We start from the raw sequence: 26951 nt of genomic DNA, 5'->3' as shown, positions 1-26951 counted from the left end.
CGTATAATAAAAAAATAAAAATGCATAAATACAGAACTCATAATTGTAACGAATTACAAATATCCGATGTAGAAACAGAAGTTAAGCTATCCGGTTGGGTACATAGAAGAAGAGATCACGGGAATCTAGTTTTTATAGATTTACGTGATCATTACGGTATAACTCAAATCGTGTTTACCGATCAAAATCCTCAGCTTATGGAGGATGCAAGTCGTTTGCGTTATGAGTCGGTAATTACGGTAAGGGGTACAGTTGTAGCAAGATCAGAGGACACGATTAATAATACGCTTCCGACAGGTCATGTTGAAGTGCTAGCTGTGGAATTTAGTGTTGAGTCAGCTGCGGACACTCTACCTTTTGTTATTAATACTGAAAAAGACGCTCCCGAAGAGTCTAGGCTTAAACATCGCTTTTTAGATCTTAGGCGTGAGAAATTACATAATAATATAACACTCCGCTCACAAATTATTGCTCATATTCGTCATTTGATGACGGCAAGCGGTTTTACCGAATTTCAAACTCCGATTTTAACAGCAAGCTCACCTGAGGGGGCTAGGGATTTTTTAGTACCTAGTAGAATGCATCCGGGTAAGTTCTATGCATTACCGCAAGCACCTCAGCAATTCAAGCAGTTATTGATGGTATCAGGCTTTGATCGTTATTTCCAAATTGCTCCTTGTTTTCGGGATGAAGATGCAAGAGCCGATAGATCACCCGGCGAGTTTTATCAGCTAGATGTAGAAATGTCGTTTGTTACACAGGAAGACGTATTTAGTACTATTGAGCCTGTGATGTATGATTTATTCACTAAATTCACGGATAAGAAAGTATCAGAGACTCCTTTTGTTTGTATTCCATATAATGAATCTATGCTAAAATACGGCTCTGATAAGCCTGATTTGCGTAACCCTATTATAATTGCCGATGTAACTGAGATATTTAGAGATTCCGATTTTACAATCTTTAGAGAGAATATTAAAAAAGGTAGCATAGTGCGTGCAATTCCTGCACCTAAGGCAGCTGCACTGCCTCGTAGTTTCTTCGATAAAATGATAGAGTTTGCGGTATCAGAAGGAGCAGGTGGACTTGGCTATATTCAGTTTAGTGAAACCGGTGAAGCAAAGGGACCGGTAGTAAAATTCTTAAGCCCGCAGCAATTAGAGAGTCTAAAAGCTACAGCTAGTATTAGTAACGGTGATGCTGTATTTTTCGCTAGCGATAAGAAAGAGAAAGCTGCTAAACTTGCCGGTAAGGTTAGAATAAGACTTGGTGAAGAGCTTGATTTACTTGAAAAAGATTGTTTTAAATTCTGCTGGATTACCGATTTTCCATTCTATGAGTTAAATGAAGAAACAGGAAAAATTGATTTTAGCCATAATCCGTTTTCTATGCCGCAGGGCGGAATAGATGCTTTAGAGCAAGCTAAAACCACTGAAGAGTTATTAGAACTTACCGCATACCAATATGATATTGTTTGTAACGGTATTGAACTGTCCAGCGGTGCTATTAGAAACCATAAGCCAGAAATTATGTATAAAGCATTTTCCATAGCAGGTTATAGTGAAGAGGAAGTTGATAAGAGATTTGGAGGGATGATTAGAGCATTTAAGTTTGGAGCTCCACCACATGGTGGAATAGCCCCCGGTATTGACCGAATCGTTATGCTGCTTGCGGAAGCAACAAATATAAGGGAAATAATTGCGTTTCCTTTAAACCAGCAGGCTGAAGATTTACTAATGAACGCCCCAAGCTATGTAGAGGATAAAGCTCTAAAAGAGCTAAGCATTATGCTCTCACCGTCTGCTAGAAAAAAGGCAGAAAAAGAATAAGAATTTATAGTTGTTGTATGTTATTATGTCATACCGCCACTTGGCCTATAGTATGTCATTTCTAGCTAAAAGCGGAAATCCAGTACTTTTCGCTGTCATACCGTGGCTTGACCACGGTATCGAGAAAAAAATTTAAACAAGACTAGATCCTGCGATCAAGTCGCAGGATGAGATTAATAGTTACTGGCTTTCCGCTTTTAGCTAGAAATGACATTAGGACTATGCAACGACTCTGTGACTGCTCGCAATGACGTTTAAGGCATATACTCAACAATGCTTATCTTTGTTGATGTCTTTCCTTCCTAGCTTGTAATTGAGAGAATGCGATCGCTTTTACCGTTTCTACTCTTTTTGTTTGGAGTCTTTCTTGCTTCTTCTGTTGTAGTATATTACCAATTTTTATACTTTCTGCTATAAGTTTTTCTGTATTATGAATTTTATTTAAATGCTCAGGAGAAATTTGTTTCATAAAATAATTTGAGATACTAGGTAAACCTCTCTTTTCACAAAAAATTCCTACCTTGTAATATATAGTATCTTTAGAATTTAACTTGAAAGATTTAGCATTTAATAAGTTGGTCGTGTTTTCGATGTTATCCTGATATTTTAAATTTTTCTTTATACCCTTAATATCTTGCTCGGTAAGATAATTTTCTTTTTTTAGCACTTTCATTATATTGTCGTAGAATTTTGCTACTGCTTTATCGGTTACGTTTTTAGTTGTTATCTGCTTTGTAAAATCAACAATTAATGATGCCAATTTTTCGCCTGTAGATTTGTCTTGTATACGCATTGATTTTGCAGGATCAGAAATTTGTACTTCTACTTTATCTGTCTTAACCTCAACTTCTTTTTCTTTCCATTTTCCGTCCAAATCTTTGCTCCATTGTTGTTCCTTGATTGTTTCTTTTTTCAAGCCTATAGAAATTTTAATTTGGTAATTATTTTCATACGCCCACTCTTTAGCATCTTTACCTTCAATTGTAATGTTATTATCTATTGCATAGAGTACCGGGTCTTTTACAGGTGAATTAGCGAAAGCCTCTAACCAACCACCATTTTTAAATTCAGGTGAAACATTACTGAATTTTGTTACTATCTCAGCTCCTTTGGCCACTTCTTGCATATTAACAAGATTTTCTTTTATACTGCTTTTATAGTGTTTTCTCAAATCATCAAAATTTTGAATATTAGTGGATAACATAATATTTTTTGGATCAAACCCAGCTTTTTTTAATTCATCAATTTTTTGATCAACTATTGCTTCCATCTGTTTCTCATCAAATTGACTTATCATTTGATTTAATGATTCGCTATATTTATCGATACTAAATGAGAAATTACCTGCTTTAATAGCAGCACTGTAGCCAACACCAGGATGTGTAAACATTTCAGCTGTTGATTGAATCATACTGCTAAAATTCTTATGAAATGCTAAAAAAGAGCGACCATGATCAATTTTGGTTACTGTTTTACCATCCTGTACCATTAAATTACCAGCATGATAATCTACTTCCCCCAGCATATGACAAGCAGCTATGGCTTTTTCAAATCCTTCCAACTTTTTTAAATTTTGATCATTATCTCTGACTCTAGTTTCACCTGATAAACCAGAAAATTCTGTTAGTGTTACAGCATTATCAAAAAATTTAGAACGTACATAAAGTGAATCAGGGTGTTGTTCATCCGCTGTTACCAGCCCTTCTTTTGGTGCGCGATCATATAATAAAAATTGATACATGGTAGAGCCTATTAATTCTTGTACTCCGTCTCTTCGGTCAGCCATAGCCTGTCTTTGTTCATGCTTACCTTGTATTTTTTGGCATGCAGCATGAGTTTTATAAAAATGTTTTAAAATAAAAGTATTACCGGCGTTATCTTTAGCAACATAACCGGCTGAGACGCCTGCTGCCTTTTTTCCTTTCTCCTCAAACTCAGTTTGCTGTGCCACCCTCTTATCACGTAGCATAGCATCAATTACTTTTTTAGGGTCATTAGGATTTCTTATTTCTTCAAGTTTTCTGTAATCTGCGTTATATCGGCTATCATCTAATCCAACCTGTCGTTCGATTGCCTCTATCATAACTAAGTGCTCTAAAAGAGGTGCATCGATTATTTCCCTTAATTTCTTGTTTTTATCTCCTGGAAACGAGTTTTTTATTATTGTTGTAACTTTAGCTAAATCCTTAGTGTTTAAATCGGCTAGGGTCATATAGCTAATATATAGGCTTTCAGCAGTAGGAGATCGGTCATTAGAAAGGTCAATAACAGATTCGGCAATGCCTTTGCAGGTTCTAGATATTTTGGCATTCAATTCTGTATCATTAGTTTTCAGGGCTTTAAAAAGTTGCTCTTGTAATAATAATTCTTGTTGAGTTTTCTCTTGAGACATAAAAATAACCTGCTTAATATTAACTAATAGTGAAAAAGTGTTGTTGCGTGGGTCAAAATCCTCATCATTGTGAGGAAACCACGCAGTAATTGATGAAGCAATCCAGTAAACATTTTGATTTTTTTTCTGGATTGCCGAGTTCGCTGCGGCCGTTTGTAATGATGATTCAGTATCCACACAACAATGCCAAGTGGGAATGACATTGAATAAGTTTTTGAAGCCGTGCAACAAAGCCCCCGCTTTTGCGGGGATATGACATCCAGGTCTTTTTAAAAACTATTCAGTACTATAGATTTGATCGTGATATAACAATGAAAAAACCGAAGCAATGAAATAAAAATCATGACTTTGCAAGAATGATACCAATTAATCTCTTCTATTGCCTAAAAATCTCATTAAATATAGGAAAAGATTTATAAAATCTAAATATAAAGTAAAGGCTGCCATAATAGAAAGCTTTTGTCCTACTTCATCGTTTCCTGCCATGTAATACATAGACTTAATCTTTTGAGTATCCCAAGCAATTAATCCCATAAATATTACTATTCCAATAAGAGAAGTAGCAAAAGAAAGAGCCGAGCTTTTTAGAAACAAGTTGACTAATGAAGCAATGATAAGACCTATAAGACCCATTGCAAAAAATGAACCCATAGATGTTAAATCTCTACTTGTGCTATAACCGTATAAACTCATTGCTCCAAAAACGGAAGAGCAAATAAAGAAAGTACGAGCTATTGATGCACCGGTATAAATAAGAGCTAAATATGCAAGCGACATACCGGTTAAACCGGCATAAACCCAAAATAATATTTGTGCCGTTGGCAGGTTCATTTGTCCAAAGCCCATAAAGAAATATAAAGCAATACCGAGCGGAGCAAACATTATAATAGTACCGAAACCTGTTTGAAACATTAAATTATAAATAGGCTCAACTGATATAGTCGTTACGGCTGCTACACCGGTTAGTAAAAGTGCTAAAGCCATATAATTATATACTTTAAGCATGTATTGTCTTAAGCCTTCATCAAAAGTTTTATTTTTTGAGGCGGCAGTTAAAGTTTTTGTATAATCGATCATAAGTAACCTTAGGATTATGTTATTTACATAATAAAATATAGCCTCTTAAAGGTATTTTTTCAAGCTATATTAATTATATTTTATAAATATCTTGCATTGAATATAAAGCAGAAGGTTTATCTTGTAGCCAAATAGCGGCTTTAATTGCACCAATAGAAAAAGAATTTTTATTCAGAGCTTCGTGTTTTAAGGTGATTATTTCATCGTCACCTAGGAAAGATATTTCATGTATACTGTGAACATTTCCACCACGAAGCGAGGAAATACCTATTTCTTTTTCGCTTCTTAGTCTATTACCACGATTAAATGTTATATTTAATCCTTTTTTGCTGGCAATTGTTTCAGCAAGCATAATAGCAGTTCCTGAGGGTGAATCTTTTTTATTACGGTGATGCGTTTCTAGAATTTCAACATCGTAATCATCTAGTATTTTTGTTACTTCTTTAGCTAGATAGCTAAGCAAATTAGCTCCTATACTCATATTTGCAGAATATAAAACAGGTAAAGTTTGAGCTGCTTTTTCTAAAAGCTTAAAATGTTGAGGTTGGAGACCTGTGGTTCCGATTACTAATTTTGTATTATGTTTTAATGCATAATTAATTAATTTTTCTAATATTTCAGGGGTAGAAAAATCGATGATCACATCAGAATTTTTACAAAAATTATCTAAATCATCTAAATTATTAGTACTATTAAATTTTGCTGCAATTTTGCAATCTTTAAATTTATCTATTCTCTCTAGAATGGTTTCTCCCATTTTACCGGTAGAACCACTAAGACCGATATTTAACATATTGGCAATGTATACTCCTAATAAATGAACAGTAAGTAGACGAAGTTTAATTTGGACAAGAGCAAGGCATCTCAAGTCCTTGAACCGCAGATCTTATTATACGACGCCAATTTTTCAAAGTAAACTAGGTTCTGTGAATATTTCTAATTGATTGGCTATTTTGAGGTATTTTTTAGCGAAAATTAATAAGATTTTTGCTGGAATAGTTACTTATATTTCAAAAAATCTTATAATTTGCAGCAAAAAATAACCAAAATTAAATCTTTGTATACGATTTATGAAAATATAATAGAGGCTTTAAATCATTTTTAATAGTGGTATTTATTACTTCACCGATAAATATAACATGATCACCGGCATCGTAAGAAGCATATTTATTACACTCTATATGATAAGTTGCACCCTTTATTAAAGGGCAATCAGTTTTATTACCAAGCTCATAATCAATTTTTGTAAATTTATTAGATTGTGATTTAGCAAAATGTTTTGAGATATCCATTTGATTCTCTGCTAAAATACTAATTGCAAACTTATCACTTTTTTGAAAACTGTTGATACTAAAAGAATTTTTATTAAGGCAAAATAATATTAACGGCGGTTTTAAAGATACGGAAGTAAGAGAACTAGCAGTAAAGCCAAAAAGTTCGTTATTGCAATTTGTTGTTATAATAGTCACTCCCTGAGGGAATCGGCTCATAGCATCTTTAAATTGACTTTCTGTTACTGTCCCAGCCATTTTTTCATAATTTTGTTAATGGTTCCGTCTTTTTTTAATGAATCGATTGCCTCATTAATTTCATTAATTAGTCCTGAGTTTTTAGACATGCCTATAGCAAAATCGGATGAAAATTCTTCTAAAGTACTGCTTTCTAAATTTGAATTATTTTCTTTTAATTTTTTGCCTTGAAATTCCTCAGAAATAATAGCATCTATGACTCTGGCTTTTAATTCTTCAACCAACATTAAATGATTTGCTAAAGAATGAACTTTAATATTTATCGTCTGTGATAGATCGTGTGCTTTTTTTTCTAAAACACTACCGAGCTGTACCCCTACTATTTTATTTTCTAGATCTTTGCTATTTTGTATATTATCACCTGTTCTATATATTATGGCAAATCTTGCAGTAGCATAATTATCGGAAAAGCTGATATATTCAGCACGCTCCGGTGTTACGGAAAGCTCCGCCACCGCAACATCAATATTTTCACTAACCAAAGCTGCAAGTAAACCGTTAAAGTCGAAGTTTTTTATGATAACTTTTTTATTTAGACGTTCGCTTATTGCTTTGATAATATCAATATCAATCCCAACAATCTCTCCGTCTTGGATAAATTCATAAGGAGGATTATCTGCGGCAGTACCGACTATTAAAGTTTTTTCTGTTTCTTTTTTTTCACAAGCAACTAGTAAGCAAGATAGTAAAAATATTTTCAGAAATTTCATAAAAATAATGTTTTAAGTTTGAGTATGTTCTGTGTCATCCTACGAGGCATTGCCCTTGTTGTACGGATATCAAATCGTCATTGCGAGGAAAATTACGTAGTAATTGACGAAGCAATCTCAGGATATTTGGCGAGATTGCCATGTAGCCTACGGCTGCTCGCAATGACGATGAAACCGAGCCATGCAACAAAGTCTATGGCTACTCGCAATGACAGAAAAATCTATCCACTCGGGCAATATCTTCAAAGGAATAGCATCAAGAACTCAATTTCTCCTTTAAAAGCTGATTCACAAGCGTCGGATTAGCCTTACCGCCGGTTTTTTTCATTACCTGTCCTACAAAGAAACCGAATAATTTATCCTTACCACTTCTATAACCCTCTACTGATTCAGGATTTTCAGCTATTACCTCGTCAATTACCGTGTTTAGCACGTTATTATCCGAAACTTGTACAAGTCCTTTTTCTTCTACTATTTTATCAGGTGCTTTACCGGTTTCAAACATAATTTCAAAAACGGTTTTTGCAATTTTACCGGAAATAGTATCATTTTCTATTAATTTTACCAGTTTTGCAAAGTTACTGGGGGTAATTTTGCATTCATTTATTCCTATCGATGCTTTATTTAATTGGCCAAATAATTCACTAGTTAGCCAATTAGTAAGCATTTTAGGGTTACATTCATTTGCTGCTTTCTCAAAATACTCAGCAACCGATTCATCGGCTACTATTACTTCGGCATCATATTTACTTAAGCTAAATTCCTTCGTATATTTTTCAATCTTTTGATCAGGTAGCTCAGGTAAATTTGCTTTTAGCTCATTTATTAACTCATCAGAAATAACAAGCGGTAATAAATCGGGATCAGGAAAATATCTATAATCAAGTGCTTCTTCTTTTAAACGCATAGTTCTTGTTTCGCCGCTATCGGCATTAAATAGGCGTGTTTCTTGAATTATTTCTTCACCGCTTTCAAGCAAGTCAACTTGTCTTTTAGCTTCAAATTCTATTGCTTTAATGATGTTACGAATTGAATTAATATTTTTAATTTCGCATCTTGTGCCGAGTGGTTCGCCGCTACGTCTTACTGAAATATTAGCATCGCAACGCATCGAGCCTTTTTCCATATCACCGTCACAGCTGCCAATATAACGTAACAAGTTTCTTAGCTTTTTTACAAATTCAGCTGCTTCTTCCGGTGATGATATATCAGGTTCGGTCACAATTTCCATAAGTCCAATACCGGCACGATTCAAATCGATAAAGCTGTAATGTGGTGATTGATCATGAATAGATTTACCCGCATCTTGCTCTAAATGCAAACGGTTAATACGAATAGTTTTAAGATCGCCGGTACTAGTCGGTATTTCCATAGTGCCGTTTTGTACTATAGGATAGTAAAATTGCGAAATTTGGTAACCTTGCGGCAGATCGGCATAAAAATAATTTTTACGGTCAAATACCGAATATTTATTTATTTTAGCTTTAAGTCCAAGCCCTGTTTTAATTGCTTGGTGTACACAATGCTTATTTAATACCGGTAACATCCCGGGCATTGCTGCATCGACATAGGAAACCTGCGAATTTGGATTTGCTGCAAAAATAGTACTACTTCCTGAAAAAAGCTTAGATTTTGAGGAAATTTGAGCATGGATTTCAAGCCCTATTACATATTCCCATTTCCCCGTATTACCTTCAATATATGCCATAATTAAAAACCCTTTGGTTCAAATTTAATATGTTTTACACCTGACTCAATTGTCGATGCTACTTTCAAAACATTATATTCGTCTAATTGTTTACCTATAATCTGTATCCCAAGAGGTAAACCGCGTGCCGATAATCCAGCAGGAACCGATGCACAAGGTAAACCGGCTAAACTTGCAGGAATAGTAAATAAATCGTTTAAATACATAATAGTCGGATCATTTTGTTTTTCACCAATCTTAAAAGCTGCAGTCGGGGCAGCCGGTAATAAAATGGCATCAACTTTTGCAAAAGCATTATTAAAATCGTTTGCAACTAAACGACGTACTTTTTGAGCTTTTAGATAATATGCATCCATACCACTAGATGATAGCACATATGTTCCAATCATAATACGACGTTTTACTTCCTCCCCAAATCCAGTTGATCTAGTCATTTCATACATTTCGTCAAGCGTCATATTTTCATGTTCTACTCGAAGACCGTATCTAACGCCGTCATATCTAGATAAATTTGAAGAAGCTTCAGCCGGGGCTATTACGTAATAAACAGCAACACCGTATTTAGCATGCGGCAAAGTAATATCAACTATTTCAGCACCGGCGTTTTTAAGTAGTTCTATGGTATCCTGCCACATTTTCATAATATCAGGTTCAATAATACTGCCCTCACCAAGGCTAAGAGGTACGCCTATCTTCATATTTTTCATAGAACTTCCGATAGCGGATTGTAGCTCTGGAACTTCTGTTTTAATCGAAGTAGAATCTTTTTCGTCAAACCCCATCATCGCTTCAAGCATAATGCTACTGTCTAAAACGCTTCTAGTAAATATTCCTGCTTGATCAAGGGAGCTAGCAAATGATATCATTCCGTATCTTGAGCAACGACCATATGTCGGTTTAAAACCGACTAAACCTGTAAAGCTTGCAGGTTGACGTACCGAGCCGCCCGTATCGCTACCAAGAGCAGCAGATGCCATAAACCCGCTAACTGCTGCAGCTGAACCGCCTGAAGAACCGCCTGGAACTAAATCAGCATTATCATCATTTGCTTTCCAAGGGCTAATTACATTTCCAAAACAACTAGTGATATTTGCTGAACCCATAGCAAACTCATCCATATTGGTTTTGCCGAGCATCACACCGCCCTTATCAAAAATATTTTGTGTAACACTTGATTCATAATTAGGTATAAAATTTTTCAGTATATTAGAACATGCCGTAGTTCTAATTCCTTTCGTGCAGAAAAGATCTTTAGCGGCAAACGGGATACCCTCAAGGGTTCTTGCGTTATTTTGAGCATAATTTTGATCGGCTGCTTCAGCCTGTTTTAAAGCTAAGTCAAAAGTGTCGGTAACATAAGCATTTAGGTTTCTATGCTTCTCTATTTGTTTAATATGTGCACCTATTAATTCCGTACTTGTAAAATCTTTATTTTTGAGACCTTTTATACTGTCTGCTACTGTTAGTTTGTTTAGTTCCGTCATAATTATTCAACAACCTTTGGAGTGATAAAATATTTTACTTCTTTAGCCAGCTGAGCACTATTTCCACTTACATTATCAAATAACTCACTTGATAAATCAGAACTTGTAACGGCGTCCTCTCGCATTCTAGCATTCATATTACAAACCGAAGTTAAAGGCTCTATATCTTTGCAATCTATTTCATTTAAAATATCGATCATATCCATAATAGTACTAAGCTGAGTAAAAAATTTTTCTACAGTATCTTCTTCAAATTTTAATCTAGCTAATTTTGCTATTTTCTGTGCTTCTTCTTTTGTTATCATAGTTTTATTATTTTGAGTGGTATAGTCTGATGTTATTCCTGTGAAGGCTTGCCTGTTTGTAACGGTATTTCTGTCGTCCTGCGACTTGTGAGCTAGATCCTGGATACAGCCTATGATACAAGGTTCTATAGCCGATTTTATTGCATGACTCATTTATTTTATTAAGGCAAAAAAGCTAATTAGTTATTTTTTCTAAAATTATCTTATTATCAAAACTACCATTAACTTTCTTTTTTTGTTTTTTAATTTTTAATATATCTTTTAGTTTATAGCCATTAATATTGCAGATTGTTTCAAGTATTTCTAATATATCGGTAACTTCTCCATATACTCATCTTGTAAAATTTCCTCTACTTCTTCTAGTGGTTTATTTTTTAATAATTCTTTATACTCATATGATTCAGCAATATGAGTAACTGGTATCCTGCCTGATTTTAAGATAATTTCTGGAATTAAATCTCTAACTAATTTTGTCATTTTATTTTGTCAGTATAGATTCAATGTATGTCATTCTCGCGTAGCATTGTTGCATGGATCAATTCCACTGCTGTCATTCCGCGACTTGATTGTGGGATCCAGTTATAAAATTATTAGTATTTTTTATTGTTTTTATAGACCCTGTGGTCAAGCCACGGGGTGACACAGTGGATTTTACCGGTCCACGCAACAATGGCCTCCTCGCAATGATGATTTAGTATCCACGAAACAAATCTAAAGCAGGAATGACATAGAAAATCAAACAGTCATTATTTCTTGTTTTTTTTGTTTTATTACCGAGTCAACTTTACTACTATAATCATCGGTTAGCTTTTGTACTTGTTCAGATAAGCTATGATGCTCATCTTTTGCGATAACGTTATCCTTTTCTAGCTTTTTAAGTGCTTCATTGCCGTCTCTTCTAATATTACGTAATGAAATTTTAGTATCTTCACCGTATTTATGAGCAAGTTTTACCAGTTCTGTACGTCTTTCTTCAGTTAAAGCCGGTATCGGCAGTCTGATTAATTGACCGTCCGTTGCAGGAGTTAAGCCAAGATTTGCTATCGTAATTCCTTTCTCTACCGATGATACCATAGATTTATCCCAAACCTGCACGTTAATTGTTCGTGCATCAGGGGTGGATAGAGAAGCAACTTGTGAAAGCGGCATTTTACTCCCGTAAGCTTCCACGGTTACGCTATCAAGTAAATTCACTGAAGCTCTACCGGTACGTAGCCCTTTAAGCTCATGATCTAAAACTTTTAGAGCTTTCTCCATCTTTTCTTGTAAGTTTTTCTTTAAATGCTCTTTATCCATCTTTATTTATCCATATATTATTAGTACACGAATTGAGACATTGTTATATGTATTAGGAAATGTCCCCGATGTAATTCCCGCGTAGATTGGTTTTTCCGTCATTGCAAGGACAAACTATAAGTTTTGACGAAGCAATCTAGTAAAAAATTCTGATCTACAGAATCAATGACGATTTAGTCTCTACACAATAACACCTATGCGGAAATGACATAAAAATCATACAACAATTCACACTACAATATATTATTCCTCAATTGTCGTATATTCCCCTTTATCTTGTATTACTCTAGCAAAATTTCCCTGTTCTTTTATCGAAAATACCCTTATAGGTAATTTATTTTCTCTTGCAACTGCAATAGCTGCCGTATCCATGACTTGCAGGTTATTAGTTATAACATCTTTATAGCTAATAGTGAAATATTTTTTAGCATCCGGATTTTTTTTAGGGTCGGAATCATATACACCGTCAACCTGAGTTGCTTTTAATAAAATATCGCAATTCATTTCGATTGCGCGAAGTACTGCGGCACTATCGGTTGTACAAAACGGGTTACCCGTACCGCCGGCAAAAATTACTACACGCTTTTTTTCCATATGTCTTTTAGCTTTGCGGCGAATATAAGGTTCGCACACGCTCATCATAGGAATAGCCGATAGAACTCTTGTATAGATATTGAGGCTTTCCATAACGTTTTGTAAAGTTAAAGCATTAATCACCGTTGCAAGCATACCTATATAATCCGCTGAAGCTCGGTCCATACCGACAAGTGCTGCATTAATCCCGCGGTAAATATTTCCACCGCCGACTACAATAGCGACTTCTACTCCTAAATCGATAACTTCTTTAATATCGATGGCAATCTTTTTTATTACGTCATATTCATGCCCAAATTGCTTATCTCCCATTAAAGCTTCCCCTGACACTTTAAGTAAAACTTTTTTATACTTTAGAGCGTTTATATCTGATATCATTTTCTGCTTCAAGTTGTTTTTAATATCTGCTTAATTTTTTTAATCATTATACCTCTTTGTAGGTCGGTAATTGATGATTTATTGAGTGCATGCACTAATAACATATTATTATTTATATCAAGTGTTACTGTACCTGGAGTTAGAGTAATCGAATTACCATAAATTATTTCGCCTATTTCTTCTAGCCCTTCTGCGTCAACCCATTCAAAAACTGGCTCTATTCCTATCTTTCTTTGCCAAATTATTTTAATAACCGCGAAAGCCGATTTCCATATTTCTAATAATAACCAAGGAAAATATAATATAAATTTAATTTTAGTGAGCATTAACATTTTCGGTTAATTTGATATTTGAAGTAAAAGGTATTAGTAGCATTATAAATACAAATAACAGCCCTATCATATTAAATATATTATTTATTGCAATTACAAAAGCATCATGATTTAATTTGTTTGCTAATAACAAATATGATGCTTTTTCGGGATTTAAAACTTTTCCGCTTAATAATTCAGTATAAGAATCTAGTTGTTCTAATGCCATTATAGAAGTAGACGAGATATTTTCCGATAAATATTGCATAAAGGTTTTAGTATCATTAGTAAGTATAGTACTGATTATTGCAAGCCCTACCGCTCCTCCTAAATTACGAGTAAGATTATAAAGCCCGCTAGCGTTACCTACTCTTTCTTTCGGCATATTGCCAAGAGCTATATTATTAGTCGGTATAAAACAAAACATTAATGAAAGCCCTCTAACAAATTGAGGAAGCACAAATGCAGCAAATTTAGAATCAGGCGTTAGAAAACTATTCAAATGACATCCAAGAGCAAACCCTCCAAGACCTATAATAAGCATCAGGCGTAAATCTACCCCTAACCCTAACATTCTACCGGCGAGTGGTGCAGATAAAAATTGTGCTCCGCCCGTCACCATCATAGTAGCCCCGATTTGTAATGTATCATATCCGGCAATAGTAAAGAGAAATAGCGGTAATATATATACTGCCCCGTATAATCCGATACCCATAACGAACGAATAAAGGCAACCAAAAGTAAAGTCTTTATAAAGAAATGTTTTTAAGTCTAAAATTGGATTAATAAAGGTTAGTTCTCTAATGATTAATAAAATCAAACCTAAAACTACTGTAATACTTAAGAATAATATTAAATTATCCTCAAGCCAACCTTTTTTGTTTCCTTCTTCTAACACATACTGTAATAAGCCAAGCGTTAAAGCCATTAATAATATACCGAGAAAATCAAAATTTTTCAGTAATTTATAATTTGGTTTATCAAAATCCCCATATAAAAAAACTACCGTACATACGAAAATACCGGGTATGACGTTTAATAAAAACATAAAATGCCATGATAAAATCTCCGTAATATATCCACCGAGTGTAGGTCCTAAAGTAGGGGCAACAGTTACGACAAGTCCAATTAAGATAGTAACGATAGGACGTTGCGATGCAGGAAAAAGTATAAAAACGGTACTAAAGACCGTCGGTATCATAGCACCGCCAAAAAAGCCTTGTAATGCTCTAAAGATAATCATGGATTCAATATTAGTTGCAAGCGAACATAATACGCTCATAACCGTAAACCCTAAAGCTGCAATAAAATAAGAAATTCTAGTAGTAAGTAACCTTGCTAAAAAGCCGGTAATAGGAATAATGATAACTTCAGCTATTAAGTACGATGTTTGAACCCAAGAAAGTTCATCGCTTGAAGCGGCAAGACCGGCAGCTATTACGGATAATGAGCTAGCGACAATTTGAATATCAAGTACCGACATAAACATGCCGACAACCATACCAAAAAAAGCAAATAATTGCTTTTTAGAAAGAGCAGGCGGTTGTAAATTATCATTTGACATAATTAAATTATACAGTTTAAATTAAATAAAGTTAATAAGTGACATATATGTTTAAAATAAAAAATCATCGTACAACTTTTAATTTTTAATTAAACTATTGATTAGGATATAAGTAGACAAGACATAATATATGATAATCATTTTATTTATATTTAGCAAATAATAAATATGTGATTGATTTATTAAAAATATTTACTATAATATCGATTAACTATAATTGATTTATCAATATGCAAAACCCAGCACAAAAAGTTATATCTTTTTCAGAGCATAAATCTGATATAGAACGCATAAAGAAATCAATAGAAGAGGGGTGGGCGATAGTAAAGCTAGTACCTAATAACGACCGTTTTATCGGACTTTTAGAAAAGATTTCGCATGCTGAAGATGAAACAATCTATATTCCTCCACGAAAAAAGATAATAGTTAATTAACACAAATAGCGAATATTACATAATCTGCTATTCGGCTTAAGAAGTTGAATATAAAAGGTGACAATTGGCTTTCGCTTTTTATATAAAGCTAAGTATATACTATTTTTTAGCAACAACTTATAATTCTTTACAAAATATAATGGAATTACCTAAAAAAGGTAGTTTTGTTTTACCCCATGCTTAAAAAGACCTTATTGTCATTTCCGTGTAGCATTGGTGTTGTTGCATGGATTAATTCCACCCTGTCATCCTAGCTCATTTGTAGCGAGATCCAGTTTAAAATATTCAGGTGACCTTGCGGTTAATAAAGTGTATTACCGCAGTTGCTGCAATCTGGCCTATATTTATTGGCTCAGGGAATCACGAATGGCGTCATATTCTCTTGTTACCGTCCTGCTCTAAACGACTGTAAGCACTTAGCAATATCCCGTTATTAGAATTTAAAGTTGGAGTAACGCTCCCCGCTATTTTATTCTCTATCTTCTGCCCTAAACCAGATAGTGCGTTGTTATTTACAGCATTTACTGCAAGTTCCGTTACTTTCTCTATCGCTATCATCTTTGCCAGCTGTACTCGCGATGCTTTCGCTAGCTCTATGATGGTCTTAAAAAAGTTTCCCACTTCAATCTTTCAAGCATTTTGATAGTTCAATACTCATAGGTCTTATTGGTAAAGGTTTATTTTCTGCTATAGCTTGCTGACGTTCTTTCGTGATTGCTTCCCAGCATCTGTAATCTTCATCTTGTCTTTTCATTAAATCAAATTGGGCAAGGTAGGTATTTTATTTAGCTTTTCTTGAGCCTTTGTCACTTCTCCATCTTTAGCGTGTAAAAATTCTATTAAATGCGGGACATCTTCTGGAAATAGTCTTGGATTACACATTTGTATATAAGTTACTATCAATAACCAACCTAAATTACGTCTATCCTCTTTAGAATATTTAGGATAATGTATATATTTTTCATCATCCATAAAAACATAATCGAAATATTCTTCTAATATTTCTCCAGTATCATATAATTCACCTAAAAAATGATATTGTTGATAATGTTTTAACATTACTTCTAAAAATTCACCTAAATTTTCTAAGGTTATATCTTCTACTGCTTTAAATTCTACAGAATCAAAGAAATATAAATCTATATATTCTTGAAGTGTTTTTCTGATATATGCATCTTCTTCATTTATTTTTGCATACCATAATTTATCTGTTATTGTTTATTTCATTTTGTTATTCTAATAATTTATAACGCTTCGAGGTTTCATTAAAGTTTTTATTACCTTATTTGCATATTTTTGTTGTGATTAGGTTATTTTTTAAAACAGCATCTCTCTCTATTTCTTGATATGTCCTTACATGAGCTACATTACCATTTGTATTATCAAATATTACAAACTGGTCATTTTTTATATCAACAGCAATAAGTTTTTCAGTATCATTACTTATTTTATAAGCATTTTTTAAAACCGCTTTAGGTTCTTTAGATGCTGGACTTTTTGACCACTTGAATTGAGGGTGATAATAAATGATTAGTATTTTAAGTTATTTTTTTGGATATCGTGGTCAAGCCACGGTATGACACGAAAGCGTTTTTCTACACATTATTAGTATATCAGGTTCTACCACGCCTATCACAAATAGGGCTATAGTTTTATTTAGAAGATGGTGCCAATGTGGGGATTTGAACCCCAGACCTACGCATTACGAATGCGCCGCTCTACCAGCTGAGCTACATCGGCTGAAATATAATTATATTATGCTGAGATACGGATTTCTACGAGACATGTTTCGTCATTGCGAGCGACGACTGACAAGGAGCGTGGCAATCCAATAAAAAATTTTAAAATGCTAAAAGACTAGCATCCTTAATTGGACCCCGTGGTCAAGCCACGGGGTGACAATGAGACATCTTTATAAATGCGTCGAAAATCTTAAATGGAAATGCTGCGTATCGTCATATTTCTTCTTCTTAACTGGGAAACCCCAATCCATTCTGATTGGTGCAAAACGTGTTACCCAAATAAAGCCGAAACCAATGGAAGCTCTAAGAGATTTATCGTTATAAAAACCGTTTGGAGTTTGATATTGTTTCTTATTTAGGCCTACTCCCCAAACGCTTCCTAAATCCATAAAGACTGTACCGGTTAAATTAAATTCCTCAGGTATAGGTGTTGGGAAATTAAGCTCTGTTGAGAATGTGTAATATCGCTCACCACCAAGTCCTTCGTTAGTGACCTTTTCACGAGGTCCTACACCACCGCTTGCAAAGCCTCTTAAACTATAATCACCTAAATTAAAGCGATCGGAAATTCTAATAATTTTTCCTCCAAGGCCTGCAATATCGCCTCCGGAAGCAGATAATTTTAAAGTAAGCTTGTTATGTATGAAAGATTTATAATATTTACCGTCAACTTCATGCTTTATATATTTGTTATCACCTCCAACGCCGGCAAATTCTTGTGTGCCACTTACTAAATAACCGTTCTTTGGAACAATTTTATTATCGGTTTGATCATAAGTAATAGTATGTCCTATAGCAGAAGTAATGAATCTTCCCATTTGCTCCTTTAAGAATATTGAGCTTGATGGAGTTGGAGCACTTAAAATATCACGTTTGATTAAATAATCTATTTCGTGACCTAAATCCTCTTTAATTTCATAACCAAGAGAAGTTTTGACTCCTATAGAGTGTAACTTATAGCTTTGATCAGTTGTATTTAATACACTAGCACCGCGTCCGGTATAGTTTCTAAATGTGTTTACGCCAAGTGATAAATCACGATCTAAAAAGTGCGGTGCGGTAATACCACCGTAATAGCTTGTAGTGTTTTTACTTACTTGCACACCGGCATTAAGCAGTTGCCCGGTACCGACTAAATTACGCTCTAAGAAAGAGAAACGTCCGAATAAACCGCCGGCAGTATTATATCCTAAATCAAAACCTATAGAGGAAGTAGATTTTTCATCAACTTCAACGTTAATATCATATTTATCTTTAGCTTTAGTCGGAGCTAAGCTAATTGCTACTTTCTCAAAATAATCTAAATTTCTAAGATTACGCTCACCTTTTTCAATATATGAACGATTAATTATATCACCTTCTTCTATTTTAAATTCTCTTCTTATAACAGGGTCTTCGGTTTTAAGGTTATTAATAATATTAATTTTATTAATATAAACCTTATCGGCTTTTTCAATAATAAATTTAATATCTGCAGTATGATTAGCATTTTTCATTATATCCGGATAAACATTTACCGCAGGGTAACCGTTCGCTGTAAAATATTCTCCGATTTTTTCAGCTATATCATTAACCTTTTTCATATTGAAAACCTTGCCTTGCTTAATATTAACAATCTTATTAAGCGGTGTTATATCTATATTAGTTAATTTATTGTCTATTGTAATATTACCGAAGCTATATTTTTCTCCCTCTTCAATGGAATAGGTAAGGGTGAAATATTCTTTAGTATTATTGAGTTCTGCCGATGCCGAAATTACTCTAAAATCTGCAAAACCTACAGATTGATAAAACTCTCTCAGTAATTCTTTATCATACTCCATTCTATCAGGATCGTAAGTATCGTTACTTTCTAAAAAACGAAACCAACGAGATTCTTTAGTTAAAATAATAGATTTAAGTTCTGAATCACTATAATTTTCATTACCGCTAAAATAAATATAGTTAATACCGGTTTTTGGTCCTTCTGCTATATCAAAAATAACCTTAACTCTGTTGTTTTCTAAATTTTCGATTTTAGGTGTTACTGTAGTAGCAAAACGTCCGCTACGTTTATAAATTTCTAATATTTTCTTTACATCTAATTCAATTTTAGCTTGGCTAAGAGATTCACCCGACATTGTGTAAATTTCTTTAGCGAGCATATTAGTTTTGATTTTAGAATTACCGCTAAATACTACACTACTTATAAAAGGTGTTTCAGTAACGTTAACTATTAAATTACCATCATTTGTTATATGCATATTTATATTTCTAAAAAGTGAGGTGGCATATAAACGTTTTATTACCTCATCTTCTTTAGAATTATTATAGGTTTCTCCTACCTTAAGCTTTAAATAGCTCTCAATAGTAGAACGCTCAACCCTATGATTACCTTCGATAGTTATTGTACGAATTACAGAGTCAGCTAATGAAATATGATAATAAAAAATCGTTAATAATAAAATTGTTAACTTACTAATTGATCTGATTGTCACCTAAAACCTTCTTTAAGATTTAATTTAAATTTCTGTGTTTAAACCCAATGTCATCACGTGGCTTGACCACGGTAAAAATAATAAATTAGATACCGCGTTCAAGTCGCGGTATGACAAAGAACTGGATTTCCGTTTTTAGCTAAGAATAATACAAAGTTCTCCTAACTAATGCATTCAAACATAATTAATGTACTCCACTATAGTAGATAATATAAACGAGAGCAAGCAAATCTATAATTTAGGAAAACAAATTTTGTATATCGTTGGAAACAGCAATTATAATAAGAAAAATTATGATTATTGCTCCTAATTGTAACAAAATATTTTTAGTCTTAGGATGCGGTAATTTACCTGTAATTGCTTCATATAATATAAATACTAAATGTCCGCCGTCAAGCACCGGTATAGGTAGTAAGTTAAGTAACCCTAAATTAACGGAAAGCATTGCTATAAATAACAGATACATTTGGGTTCCACCAGCTATAGATTTGCCTGACTCTTTAGCAATAGCTATCGGCCCTCCTATCTCATCGAATGAACGTTTTCCTACAATCATTTGCGATATTGCGTTTAGAGTTAAAGCAGACATATCTATAGTAGTATTAATAGCTTCCCATAATCCTCCTAAAATTCCTATTTTAGTATGAATAGGTTCATTTTTAGCTATAATACCGATGCGAAGAGTTTTCTTAACTTGCTTTTCTTCGGGAGGTGATATAATTATTTCTTGAGGCATTATATTAACGATAAATTCCTCACTTTTTCTTTCTATAGTTAAAGTAGAAGAGCTAAAACCGTTAATTAATATCTCTCTTTGCACGTCCCCGAAATCTTTAACAGATTTATCGTTAACCTTAACAATTTTATCTCCTGCTCTTAAGTCTGCTCTCTCTGCCGGTGATGAAGCTACTACATTACCTATTATAGGAGGAATCTCTGTTTTTCCAAAGTAACAATAAAAACCTGCAAATATTATTATGGCAAGTAAATAATTAATTAACGGACCTGCTGCAACGATTAAAAAACGTTCTAAACAAGATTTAGCATCAAAAGCTACTTTTTCGTTAACTTCTTTAGTCTTATCCATAAGGCTGCGATCATAGCCGTAAATCTTGACATAACCGCCAAGCGGTATAAGGCAAATCTTCCACCTAACTCCTTTTTTATCGGTAATGCCTATTAGTGCTTTACCGAAACCTATCGAGAACTCCTCAACTTTTACATTAAAATATCTAGCAATACAATAATGTCCAAATTCATGGATAAATACCAAGATACTAATTGTTATAATAAATCCTATTATAGAGAGCATAAAAATTTTATAAGTTTACTAATAAATTATTTTAAGGTATACATTGTAAGGTTATAGATATCATTTCGTCGTTGTGAGTGGACGTTGCTCCTTGGTTTCCGATGTCATTCCCGCGAAAGCGGGAATCCACAGAAAAAAAATGAAGTAATCCAAATGTATTAGTTTTAAAAACTAATAGTATTTATGTTTTTGAATTACTGGATTCCCGCTTTCACGGGAATAACATCACGCCATATCACCTTACGCATTGACGAAAATTAAATTTTAAATTTCTTTTCTCTATGAGTTCAAATAAAATTAATAAAAAGTCGATTGCACGTATTGCAGCAGTGCAAGCTATTTATCAAAACATATTGCAAAATAACGACGATATGGATGATATCATGCAAAATGTACTTTCTTTTTATCAAAATAATAATTCTATAACAGATTTACCTGAGAATTTAAAAATATCATTAAGTATAAGTCATTTTAAAATGCTGGTAAAGTCAGTATTTGAAAATATTCATAAACTAGACGAAATTATCGACAATCATTTAACAAATGATAAAGATCCTGCACATATGCCGATCTTACTCCGAGCTTTATTGCGTGTTAGTATATGTGAGCTATTGTTTTGTCCTACTACGCCTGCTAAAGTAGTAATCAACGAATATACGGACATAGCAAATGATATGTTAAATGAGCATGAAATTGGTTTTGTTAATTCTGTATTAGATAAAATAGCAAAAGAGCATATTCGTTTAATTTGAAAAATTGGCTATAAGTACTGTGGTACTCAAGTATTATTAACGGCTTTCGTGCCTCATCTTGTGGATTCCTTGCTCTTTTCCAGATTAAACTTCGTCTACTTATTCTTCATGTATTTATAATTATAAAAGATTTTATGACAAATAATTTAAGCGGTTATAGAAATAAATTCGTTAGAGTTAAGACTTCTAAAAAACGCACCGTCTCTTCTAGTAATTGGCTTAGACGCCAATTAAACGATCCGTATGTTGCAAAAGCACGTATAGACGGCTTTAGGTCGAGAGCTGCATATAAACTACTTGAAATTCATGAAAAATTTAAACTTTTTACTCCTAACATGAAAATTGTTGATCTAGGAGCAGCTCCTGGGGGATGGAGTCAAGTAGCTTCCAAGCTGATTAAAGCTTCGGATAATAACCTAAATAATAAAATAATCTCTATCGACGTGTTAGAAATTGAACATGTTGCTGGAGTTGAATTTGTTCAAAAGGACTTTTTTGAAGCAGATACGGAAGAATTAATTATTCAGGCTTTAGACGGTAGAGCTGATATAGTAATGAGTGATATGGCATCAAATACCATAGGTCATAAAGCTACAGACCATATAAGAACCTTACTTTTATGTGAGCAAGCTTTTGAATTTGCTTTAAAAGTACTAAAACCTTCCGGTCATTTTATTGCTAAAATTTTTCGTGGCGGTGCAGAAAATGAATTATTACATAAAGTAAAGCGTGAATTTAAAACAGTGAAACATTTTAAACCTTCATCCAGCCGCAGTGAATCTACGGAAATCTATTTAGTTGCTCTAAATAAGAAATAATGAATATGAAAGGCGAAAGGTGATTTCTGCCTATAAATTTATTTTTTTATTTAACATATTAGAGGATATAGATGATAATTACTTATATCTCCTGTTGTTTGGACTTCCTGAGCATATTCTTGATTGCAGCTTTGAAAATTATTATACATCCCAACTAAATTAGCTCCGGTTTCAGTTTCAACTATTTGATTATATAAATTATTTTTTAAATTTAGAGTATTTTTAGCATATTTTGGTGTTGCTGCTTCCCAATCATCTATGGTTAAAGTAATATTTTGTTTCAAATCAGAAAAATTAACAAGTCCATGTTTACTGATTCCGGCTATGATTTCTTCAAAGCTTTCGACTATTCCATTAATTCCTAGATATTTTGTAACTTTTTGTTTGGCAAAATTATATAAATATGATGCCCATTCTTCTGATTGTGATAGTGTTGTTTTTTTACCAGGAAGTACCATTGTTGTTTGTCCAAAATGCTTATTAGTAATATTAATAAGATTATGTTTTGCATTATATATCTTAGAATGGGTAGCTAGCTCTTTTATTGGAGTTGTTACTTTTCCGGTAAATAAATTTTTTTCTATGCCTCTTTCAATTATCGGTTTTGAGCCAGGGCTGTCAAAAGTTGTAGATTTATTAAAATGTAGGTTGCGAGAATGTATTTCTACTAAGGTTAAATCTGCAATGATTGCTCCAAGTGAATGACCGCTAGTATTAAAACTATATTCTGTGGCTTTACTTAAGCCGCCTAATTTGTTAATTATTTCATTAACAAAATCCTGAATTGGAGTTAGTTTAGTAGGTAAGTAGTGCAGCGCGATAAGCAAGTCGTCTAATAAATCATATATATTGAATTTTGTGCCGGCACTAGCAATATGAACTTCTTTAGTGTCTTTATTTATAAATGCGACGGCTTTATAAGCATATTTAGCAGTGTTGATATTATCACATGAAGCAGTCAGTATTTCCCAGCCGCTATCTGTTAATTGTTCATTGACCTTTGATGCTTTTAGCTTATAAATATTTAAATCATCTGTTTTATATGCGAGGTCTAAACCTATATAAGCAAGCTTTTTAGTGCTAATATGTTTAGAATTTTTGTACGTAGGCATATCTACCTCTTTTTGATCAATTTTACCATAAAATATGGTTTTTTCTAAAAAATGTCAAGTCAAAGATTAATTTATTATTAAATAAAGGATTGATATTTGATTACTTGTGTTATATAGTGCATTTACAACCATGAAATATGGTGATTTAAATTAGGAGATAGACTATGTTGAAATTATTAATACAAAACTTATTCGGAAGTAATAAACCGATTACTTACTTATCTTTAATAGAAAAAGCAAAAGCAGATTATAGTTTTTATACAAAATTAGCATCAGGAAGCTTTTTTGTAGGAGTAAGTAGTTTGTTTTCATTTAGTAGTTGGTTAAGCAAAATACCTTTAATAACATGGGGTGTTTTTGGTACTAGTTATGGGGCAAAAGGCATTATGGAGAGTAATGAACAAATAAAGCTTTTTACTCAAGCTCATGAAGCAACTAAAGTTGCAGAGTATTTGGCTACTTCGGGGTTAGGAAGTTTTGTATACGGTACTGCTATAGATAAAAACGGTATAGATAAATTTACCGGTAAATATATTGAAGGAACAAACGCTAAGATAATATCTAATGCAATAACTCGCGTACCAACCTTAAGTTTAACGGGAGACGGCGTTGGTTACAAATATAATGGTGGCTATGAAATAGTAGAATCAACAGATCGTGTGTTATATCAGGCAATACCTGGTGTGAAAGGACAATATACAAATAAATTAGTTCTAGATACTAGTATTCTTCCTTTACATGCTTGTATTATTCAGCAGCTAATACAAAATGGCTATTCAAGTGACGATATTGAAAAAGCTTTAAGTTTAGGAACTGTTGCAAAGAGAGAAAGTTACAAAAATAACCAATTAGCAGAATACAAGCCAAATTTGACAAGTAAGTTATGGCATGGTACAGAAAAAGCTATACAAAATAAAGTAGTAGAACTTTCAAAAGAAATACAGAAATATGCTGAAATAAATGAAGCTTATGAAGAATTATTTAATTATCATACTTCCAGTACTAGTGAAGAACAAGAAGAGCAGTTTTATAGCCTTGATTATAATAATCTTAATGGTGATCAAACTCAAATCTTAGGAGATGAGGGAGATGCAGGATATATATCTGATATTGCCTAGTAACTAAATACAAAACTTTCTAAAGAGTAAGGTTATAGATCTATAACCTTACTCTTTTTTATTTAATAACCTCTTTAGCTCTCCTTTCGAAAGCTATAATCATTTTTTCGGTTGCTTTGGTAAAATAAGTGCCGATTAATTTATCCAGTATTACGGATTTCATTTTAAAATCAATAAAGAATTTTAATGCAGTGCCTGCCGTGCATGGAACAAATTGCCAAGTACTTTTTAAATATTCAAAAGGTCCTGAAATAGCTACCGTATTAATCAAATATATTCCATCATCTGTTATTTCGCTTGTAACTCGTGAGTTATATTTTTCTGAAAAGCCTTTTAACTGAATTACTAATTCAGCAATAACCTCTTGATTATTTTCTGAAATAATTCTAGAAGCAGAACACCAAGGCAAGAATTTAGGATAAGATTTTACATCCCAGACCAAATCAAACAATTCTTGTGGTTTATAGGGTAAAATTTTAGTGTGTTGAAGGCAAGGCATTAGAAATCTGTGACTTTACCTTTATGCTGCCAGTCCCCGTATCTTGTCGGTTCTAGACCTTTAACACCGCCAATTTCTTTTTCTTTTGGTAAATTTTCTTTTTCTGATATATTATTAGATATCTTTACAAACTTCGCTTCTAGAGGTAATTTAGACGTCGATCCGGTACTCACATCCTCACGTATGTCCATATATGCTGTAGTGCTGCGTTCCGTGTCTCCTGTACATTCCTCTCTATAAGCTGGTTTGGAAAGGTGTCTATTATCTTTTTTATCGTCCATAGTACTAAATATATGAAATATAACCGTATTTATATTAATAGTCGTTTAGCTGAAAATAGCAAGATAGAATTAGCAAGTGATCATCATGTTCATTATGTCAAAACGGTGCTACGTCTTAAAGTAAATGATGGCTTACGTCTCTTTAACGGTACGGATGGAGAATTTCTAGCACAAATTAACGATATAGGTAAAAATAACCTATCGGTTAGACTTAAAGAACAGTTAAAAAAGCCTTATACAGAATCTACGTTAACTCTTGCTGTTGCTATAATAAAGCAAGATAAATTAATGCTTGCAATAAATATGGCTACGCAACTCGGTATAACTAAAATTATTCCGTTAATTACTAGGTGGTGTCAATTTAGATCGGTAAATATCGAACGTTTAACAAAATGTGTTATTGAGGCAACAGAGCAATCAGAACGTCTTACTCCCCCGATAATTGAAAAAGCTATCACAATACAAGATTACCTAAAAAAGAATAATAATTTGATGTTATATGCTAATGAACATGAAAAAGAAGAAAATTCTATATTACGAATTTCATCATCACTTAGTAATAGTGATATAACTATTATTGTAGGACCGGAGGGAGGCTTTACTAATGATGAGCTGGAACTTCTTGCCTCATATAAGAATACAAAATCTATAAGTTTAGGAAGTAATATATTACGTGCTGAAACAGCAGCAATAACTGCTATAGCACAAGTGAGGTTGTTAGGTAGTCATTGCGAGGAAATTGCATAGCAATTGACGAAGCAATCTCAGGAGTTTGTTATGATTTCATGAGATTGCCACGCAGCCTACGGCTGTTCGCAATGACGAAAAGGTAAAGTTACTTCGCCTTTTCTATTCCGGGTTTACAAAATAGCTTACCTAAACAAAGGAAAGAATATACACCACAAAAGCCTATAATTATATAAAGTATTGTAACAATAATTGGAAATGAGCCAAATAAAAGTGTGACTAAATTAAAATTAAATAATCCGACTAAGCCCCAATTTATAGCACCTATAGAAGATAATAAATGTACAGTAGTAATAAGTGGATTATTAGAAGTATTTATTAACATATTTAATCTCCTTTTAGTTAAACGTAAAAGACCTTGTTGTGTGGCTCATACCTCTGTCATCCCACAACTTGATAGCGGGGTCCAGTTAAAATACTAAAATTACACTAGTATTATGAGTTACATTTTTGGATCCCGTGGCGAGGCCTCGGGATGACAC

At 33.4% G+C, this 26951-nt stretch carries 26 protein-coding genes, 1 tRNA gene and 1 pseudogene; 6 read left to right on the top strand and 22 right to left on the bottom strand.

Going from position 1 to position 26951, the window contains the following annotated elements; genetic code table 11:
- Positions 1–20: 20 nt before the first annotated feature.
- Entirely contained in the window at positions 21–1829 is a 1809-nt protein-coding gene (aspS, locus tag RSIB_RS03445) for an aspartate--tRNA ligase (RefSeq protein WP_026053093.1), read from the top strand.
- Between the two features lie 277 nt (positions 1830–2106).
- Here the strand turns inward: aspS and risK1 are convergent, their stop codons facing one another.
- The 13 genes from risK1 to RSIB_RS03500 all read right to left on the bottom strand — a co-directional run bounded on the left by risK1 (position 2107) and on the right by RSIB_RS03500 (position 15177).
- Positions 2107–4221, bottom strand: a complete 2115-nt coding sequence (risK1, locus tag RSIB_RS03450; protein WP_032850899.1) for a T4SS effector phosphatidylinositol 3-Kinase RisK1 — start codon at positions 4219–4221, stop codon at positions 2107–2109.
- Between the two features lie 366 nt (positions 4222–4587).
- Positions 4588–5298 carry a Bax inhibitor-1/YccA family protein gene (locus tag RSIB_RS03455; RefSeq protein ID WP_004996616.1) on the bottom strand — a complete coding sequence of 237 codons (711 nt, stop codon included), beginning with the start codon at positions 5296–5298 and terminating at the stop codon, positions 4588–4590.
- 73 nt (positions 5299–5371) lie between these two features.
- Positions 5372–6091, bottom strand: coding sequence for a 4-hydroxy-tetrahydrodipicolinate reductase (gene dapB, locus RSIB_RS03460; RefSeq protein ID WP_004996615.1), 720 nt, complete (start codon positions 6089–6091; stop codon positions 5372–5374).
- A gap of 256 nt (positions 6092–6347) precedes the next feature.
- Positions 6348–6827: a flavin reductase family protein gene (locus RSIB_RS03465; protein WP_004996614.1), complete on the bottom strand. Its 480-nt coding sequence runs from the start codon at positions 6825–6827 to the stop codon at positions 6348–6350.
- Positions 6812–7537, bottom strand: a complete 726-nt coding sequence (locus tag RSIB_RS03470) for an ABC transporter substrate-binding protein (protein ID WP_004996613.1) — start codon at positions 7535–7537, stop codon at positions 6812–6814. The genes RSIB_RS03465 and RSIB_RS03470 overlap by 16 nt, the downstream gene beginning before the upstream one ends.
- A gap of 256 nt (positions 7538–7793) precedes the next feature.
- Entirely contained in the window at positions 7794–9245 is a 1452-nt protein-coding gene (gene gatB, locus RSIB_RS03475; protein WP_004996612.1) for an Asp-tRNA(Asn)/Glu-tRNA(Gln) amidotransferase subunit GatB, read from the bottom strand.
- A 2-nt stretch (positions 9246–9247) separates the two neighbouring features.
- Positions 9248–10729 carry an Asp-tRNA(Asn)/Glu-tRNA(Gln) amidotransferase subunit GatA gene (gene gatA, locus RSIB_RS03480; protein ID WP_004996611.1) on the bottom strand — a complete coding sequence of 494 codons (1482 nt, stop codon included), beginning with the start codon at positions 10727–10729 and terminating at the stop codon, positions 9248–9250.
- A 2-nt stretch (positions 10730–10731) separates the two neighbouring features.
- Positions 10732–11034, bottom strand: coding sequence for an Asp-tRNA(Asn)/Glu-tRNA(Gln) amidotransferase subunit GatC (gene gatC / locus RSIB_RS05985; protein WP_014410388.1), 303 nt, complete (start codon positions 11032–11034; stop codon positions 10732–10734).
- A 303-nt stretch (positions 11035–11337) separates the two neighbouring features.
- On the bottom strand, positions 11338–11511 hold the full coding sequence (locus RSIB_RS09120) for a nucleoside triphosphate pyrophosphohydrolase family protein (RefSeq protein WP_004996609.1): 174 nt from the start codon (positions 11509–11511) through the stop codon (positions 11338–11340).
- A gap of 258 nt (positions 11512–11769) precedes the next feature.
- A complete protein-coding gene (frr, locus tag RSIB_RS03485) occupies positions 11770–12330 on the bottom strand; it encodes a ribosome recycling factor (RefSeq protein ID WP_004996608.1) in 561 nt (186 codons plus the stop codon).
- A gap of 243 nt (positions 12331–12573) precedes the next feature.
- On the bottom strand, positions 12574–13302 hold the full coding sequence (gene pyrH / locus RSIB_RS03490; protein ID WP_004996607.1) for a UMP kinase: 729 nt from the start codon (positions 13300–13302) through the stop codon (positions 12574–12576).
- Between the two features lie 8 nt (positions 13303–13310).
- Entirely contained in the window at positions 13311–13634 is a 324-nt protein-coding gene (locus RSIB_RS03495) for a monovalent cation/H+ antiporter subunit E (protein WP_004996606.1), read from the bottom strand.
- Complete coding sequence (locus RSIB_RS03500; protein WP_004996605.1) at positions 13618–15177, bottom strand: DHA2 family efflux MFS transporter permease subunit; 1560 nt, start codon at positions 15175–15177, stop codon at positions 13618–13620. The genes RSIB_RS03495 and RSIB_RS03500 overlap by 17 nt, the downstream gene beginning before the upstream one ends.
- A 230-nt stretch (positions 15178–15407) precedes the next feature.
- Between RSIB_RS03500 and RSIB_RS03505 the strand changes: the two genes are divergently transcribed.
- Entirely contained in the window at positions 15408–15611 is a 204-nt protein-coding gene (locus RSIB_RS03505) for a DUF2674 domain-containing protein (RefSeq protein ID WP_004996604.1), read from the top strand.
- 372 nt (positions 15612–15983) lie between these two features.
- On the opposite strand, the gene RSIB_RS05980 is transcribed toward RSIB_RS03505, so the two are convergent.
- From RSIB_RS05980 to rseP, 5 genes and pseudogenes are all read right to left on the bottom strand, one after another.
- Positions 15984–16169 (bottom strand): hypothetical protein, encoded by a 186-nt coding sequence (locus tag RSIB_RS05980; protein ID WP_014273210.1) that lies wholly within the window; start codon positions 16167–16169, stop codon positions 15984–15986.
- A gap of 64 nt (positions 16170–16233) precedes the next feature.
- Positions 16234–16826 (bottom strand): annotated as a pseudogene (locus tag RSIB_RS10445) (hypothetical protein).
- A gap of 449 nt (positions 16827–17275) precedes the next feature.
- Positions 17276–17351 (bottom strand) — tRNA-Thr (locus RSIB_RS05970).
- A 172-nt stretch (positions 17352–17523) separates the two neighbouring features.
- Complete coding sequence (gene bamA / locus RSIB_RS03510) at positions 17524–19830, bottom strand: outer membrane protein assembly factor BamA (RefSeq protein WP_004996603.1); 2307 nt, start codon at positions 19828–19830, stop codon at positions 17524–17526.
- Positions 19831–20068: 238 nt separating this feature from the next.
- The gene (gene rseP, locus RSIB_RS03515; protein ID WP_004996601.1) at positions 20069–21142 is read right to left on the bottom strand and encodes an RIP metalloprotease RseP; all 1074 of its coding nucleotides are present in this window, start codon (positions 21140–21142) and stop codon (positions 20069–20071) included.
- Positions 21143–21423: 281 nt separating this feature from the next.
- On the opposite strand from rseP, the gene nusB reads away from it, so the two are divergent.
- Both nusB and RSIB_RS03525 read left to right on the top strand, forming a co-directional pair.
- Entirely contained in the window at positions 21424–21894 is a 471-nt protein-coding gene (gene nusB, locus RSIB_RS03520; RefSeq protein WP_004996600.1) for a transcription antitermination factor NusB, read from the top strand.
- Positions 21895–22028: 134 nt separating this feature from the next.
- Positions 22029–22712: an RlmE family RNA methyltransferase gene (locus RSIB_RS03525; RefSeq protein WP_004996598.1), complete on the top strand. Its 684-nt coding sequence runs from the start codon at positions 22029–22031 to the stop codon at positions 22710–22712.
- A 50-nt stretch (positions 22713–22762) separates the two neighbouring features.
- On the opposite strand, the gene RSIB_RS03530 is transcribed toward RSIB_RS03525, so the two are convergent.
- Positions 22763–23824 carry a hypothetical protein gene (locus RSIB_RS03530; RefSeq protein WP_004996596.1) on the bottom strand — a complete coding sequence of 354 codons (1062 nt, stop codon included), beginning with the start codon at positions 23822–23824 and terminating at the stop codon, positions 22763–22765.
- A 164-nt stretch (positions 23825–23988) separates the two neighbouring features.
- On the opposite strand from RSIB_RS03530, the gene RSIB_RS03535 reads away from it, so the two are divergent.
- Complete coding sequence (locus RSIB_RS03535) at positions 23989–24942, top strand: hypothetical protein (protein ID WP_004996595.1); 954 nt, start codon at positions 23989–23991, stop codon at positions 24940–24942.
- Positions 24943–25000: 58 nt separating this feature from the next.
- Here the strand turns inward: RSIB_RS03535 and RSIB_RS03540 are convergent, their stop codons facing one another.
- Together RSIB_RS03540 and RSIB_RS03545 are read right to left on the bottom strand one after the other, a co-directional pair.
- Entirely contained in the window at positions 25001–25441 is a 441-nt protein-coding gene (locus RSIB_RS03540) for a type II toxin-antitoxin system RatA family toxin (protein WP_004996594.1), read from the bottom strand.
- Positions 25441–25722, bottom strand: coding sequence for a DUF1674 domain-containing protein (locus RSIB_RS03545; protein WP_004996593.1), 282 nt, complete (start codon positions 25720–25722; stop codon positions 25441–25443). The genes RSIB_RS03540 and RSIB_RS03545 overlap by 1 nt, the downstream gene beginning before the upstream one ends.
- Before the next feature lie 12 nt (positions 25723–25734).
- On the opposite strand from RSIB_RS03545, the gene RSIB_RS03550 reads away from it, so the two are divergent.
- Entirely contained in the window at positions 25735–26469 is a 735-nt protein-coding gene (locus tag RSIB_RS03550; RefSeq protein ID WP_004996584.1) for a 16S rRNA (uracil(1498)-N(3))-methyltransferase, read from the top strand.
- 88 nt (positions 26470–26557) lie between these two features.
- On the opposite strand, the gene RSIB_RS05965 is transcribed toward RSIB_RS03550, so the two are convergent.
- Complete coding sequence (locus RSIB_RS05965; protein ID WP_012150427.1) at positions 26558–26794, bottom strand: DUF378 domain-containing protein; 237 nt, start codon at positions 26792–26794, stop codon at positions 26558–26560.
- Positions 26795–26951: the final 157 nt, after the last annotated feature.

The organism is Rickettsia sibirica 246, from assembly GCF_000166935.1.
GTDB lineage: Bacteria > Pseudomonadota > Alphaproteobacteria > Rickettsiales > Rickettsiaceae > Rickettsia > Rickettsia rickettsii.
The sequence above is the reverse complement of the archived record's forward strand: the minus strand, read 5'-3'. Positions and strand labels throughout refer to the sequence as shown.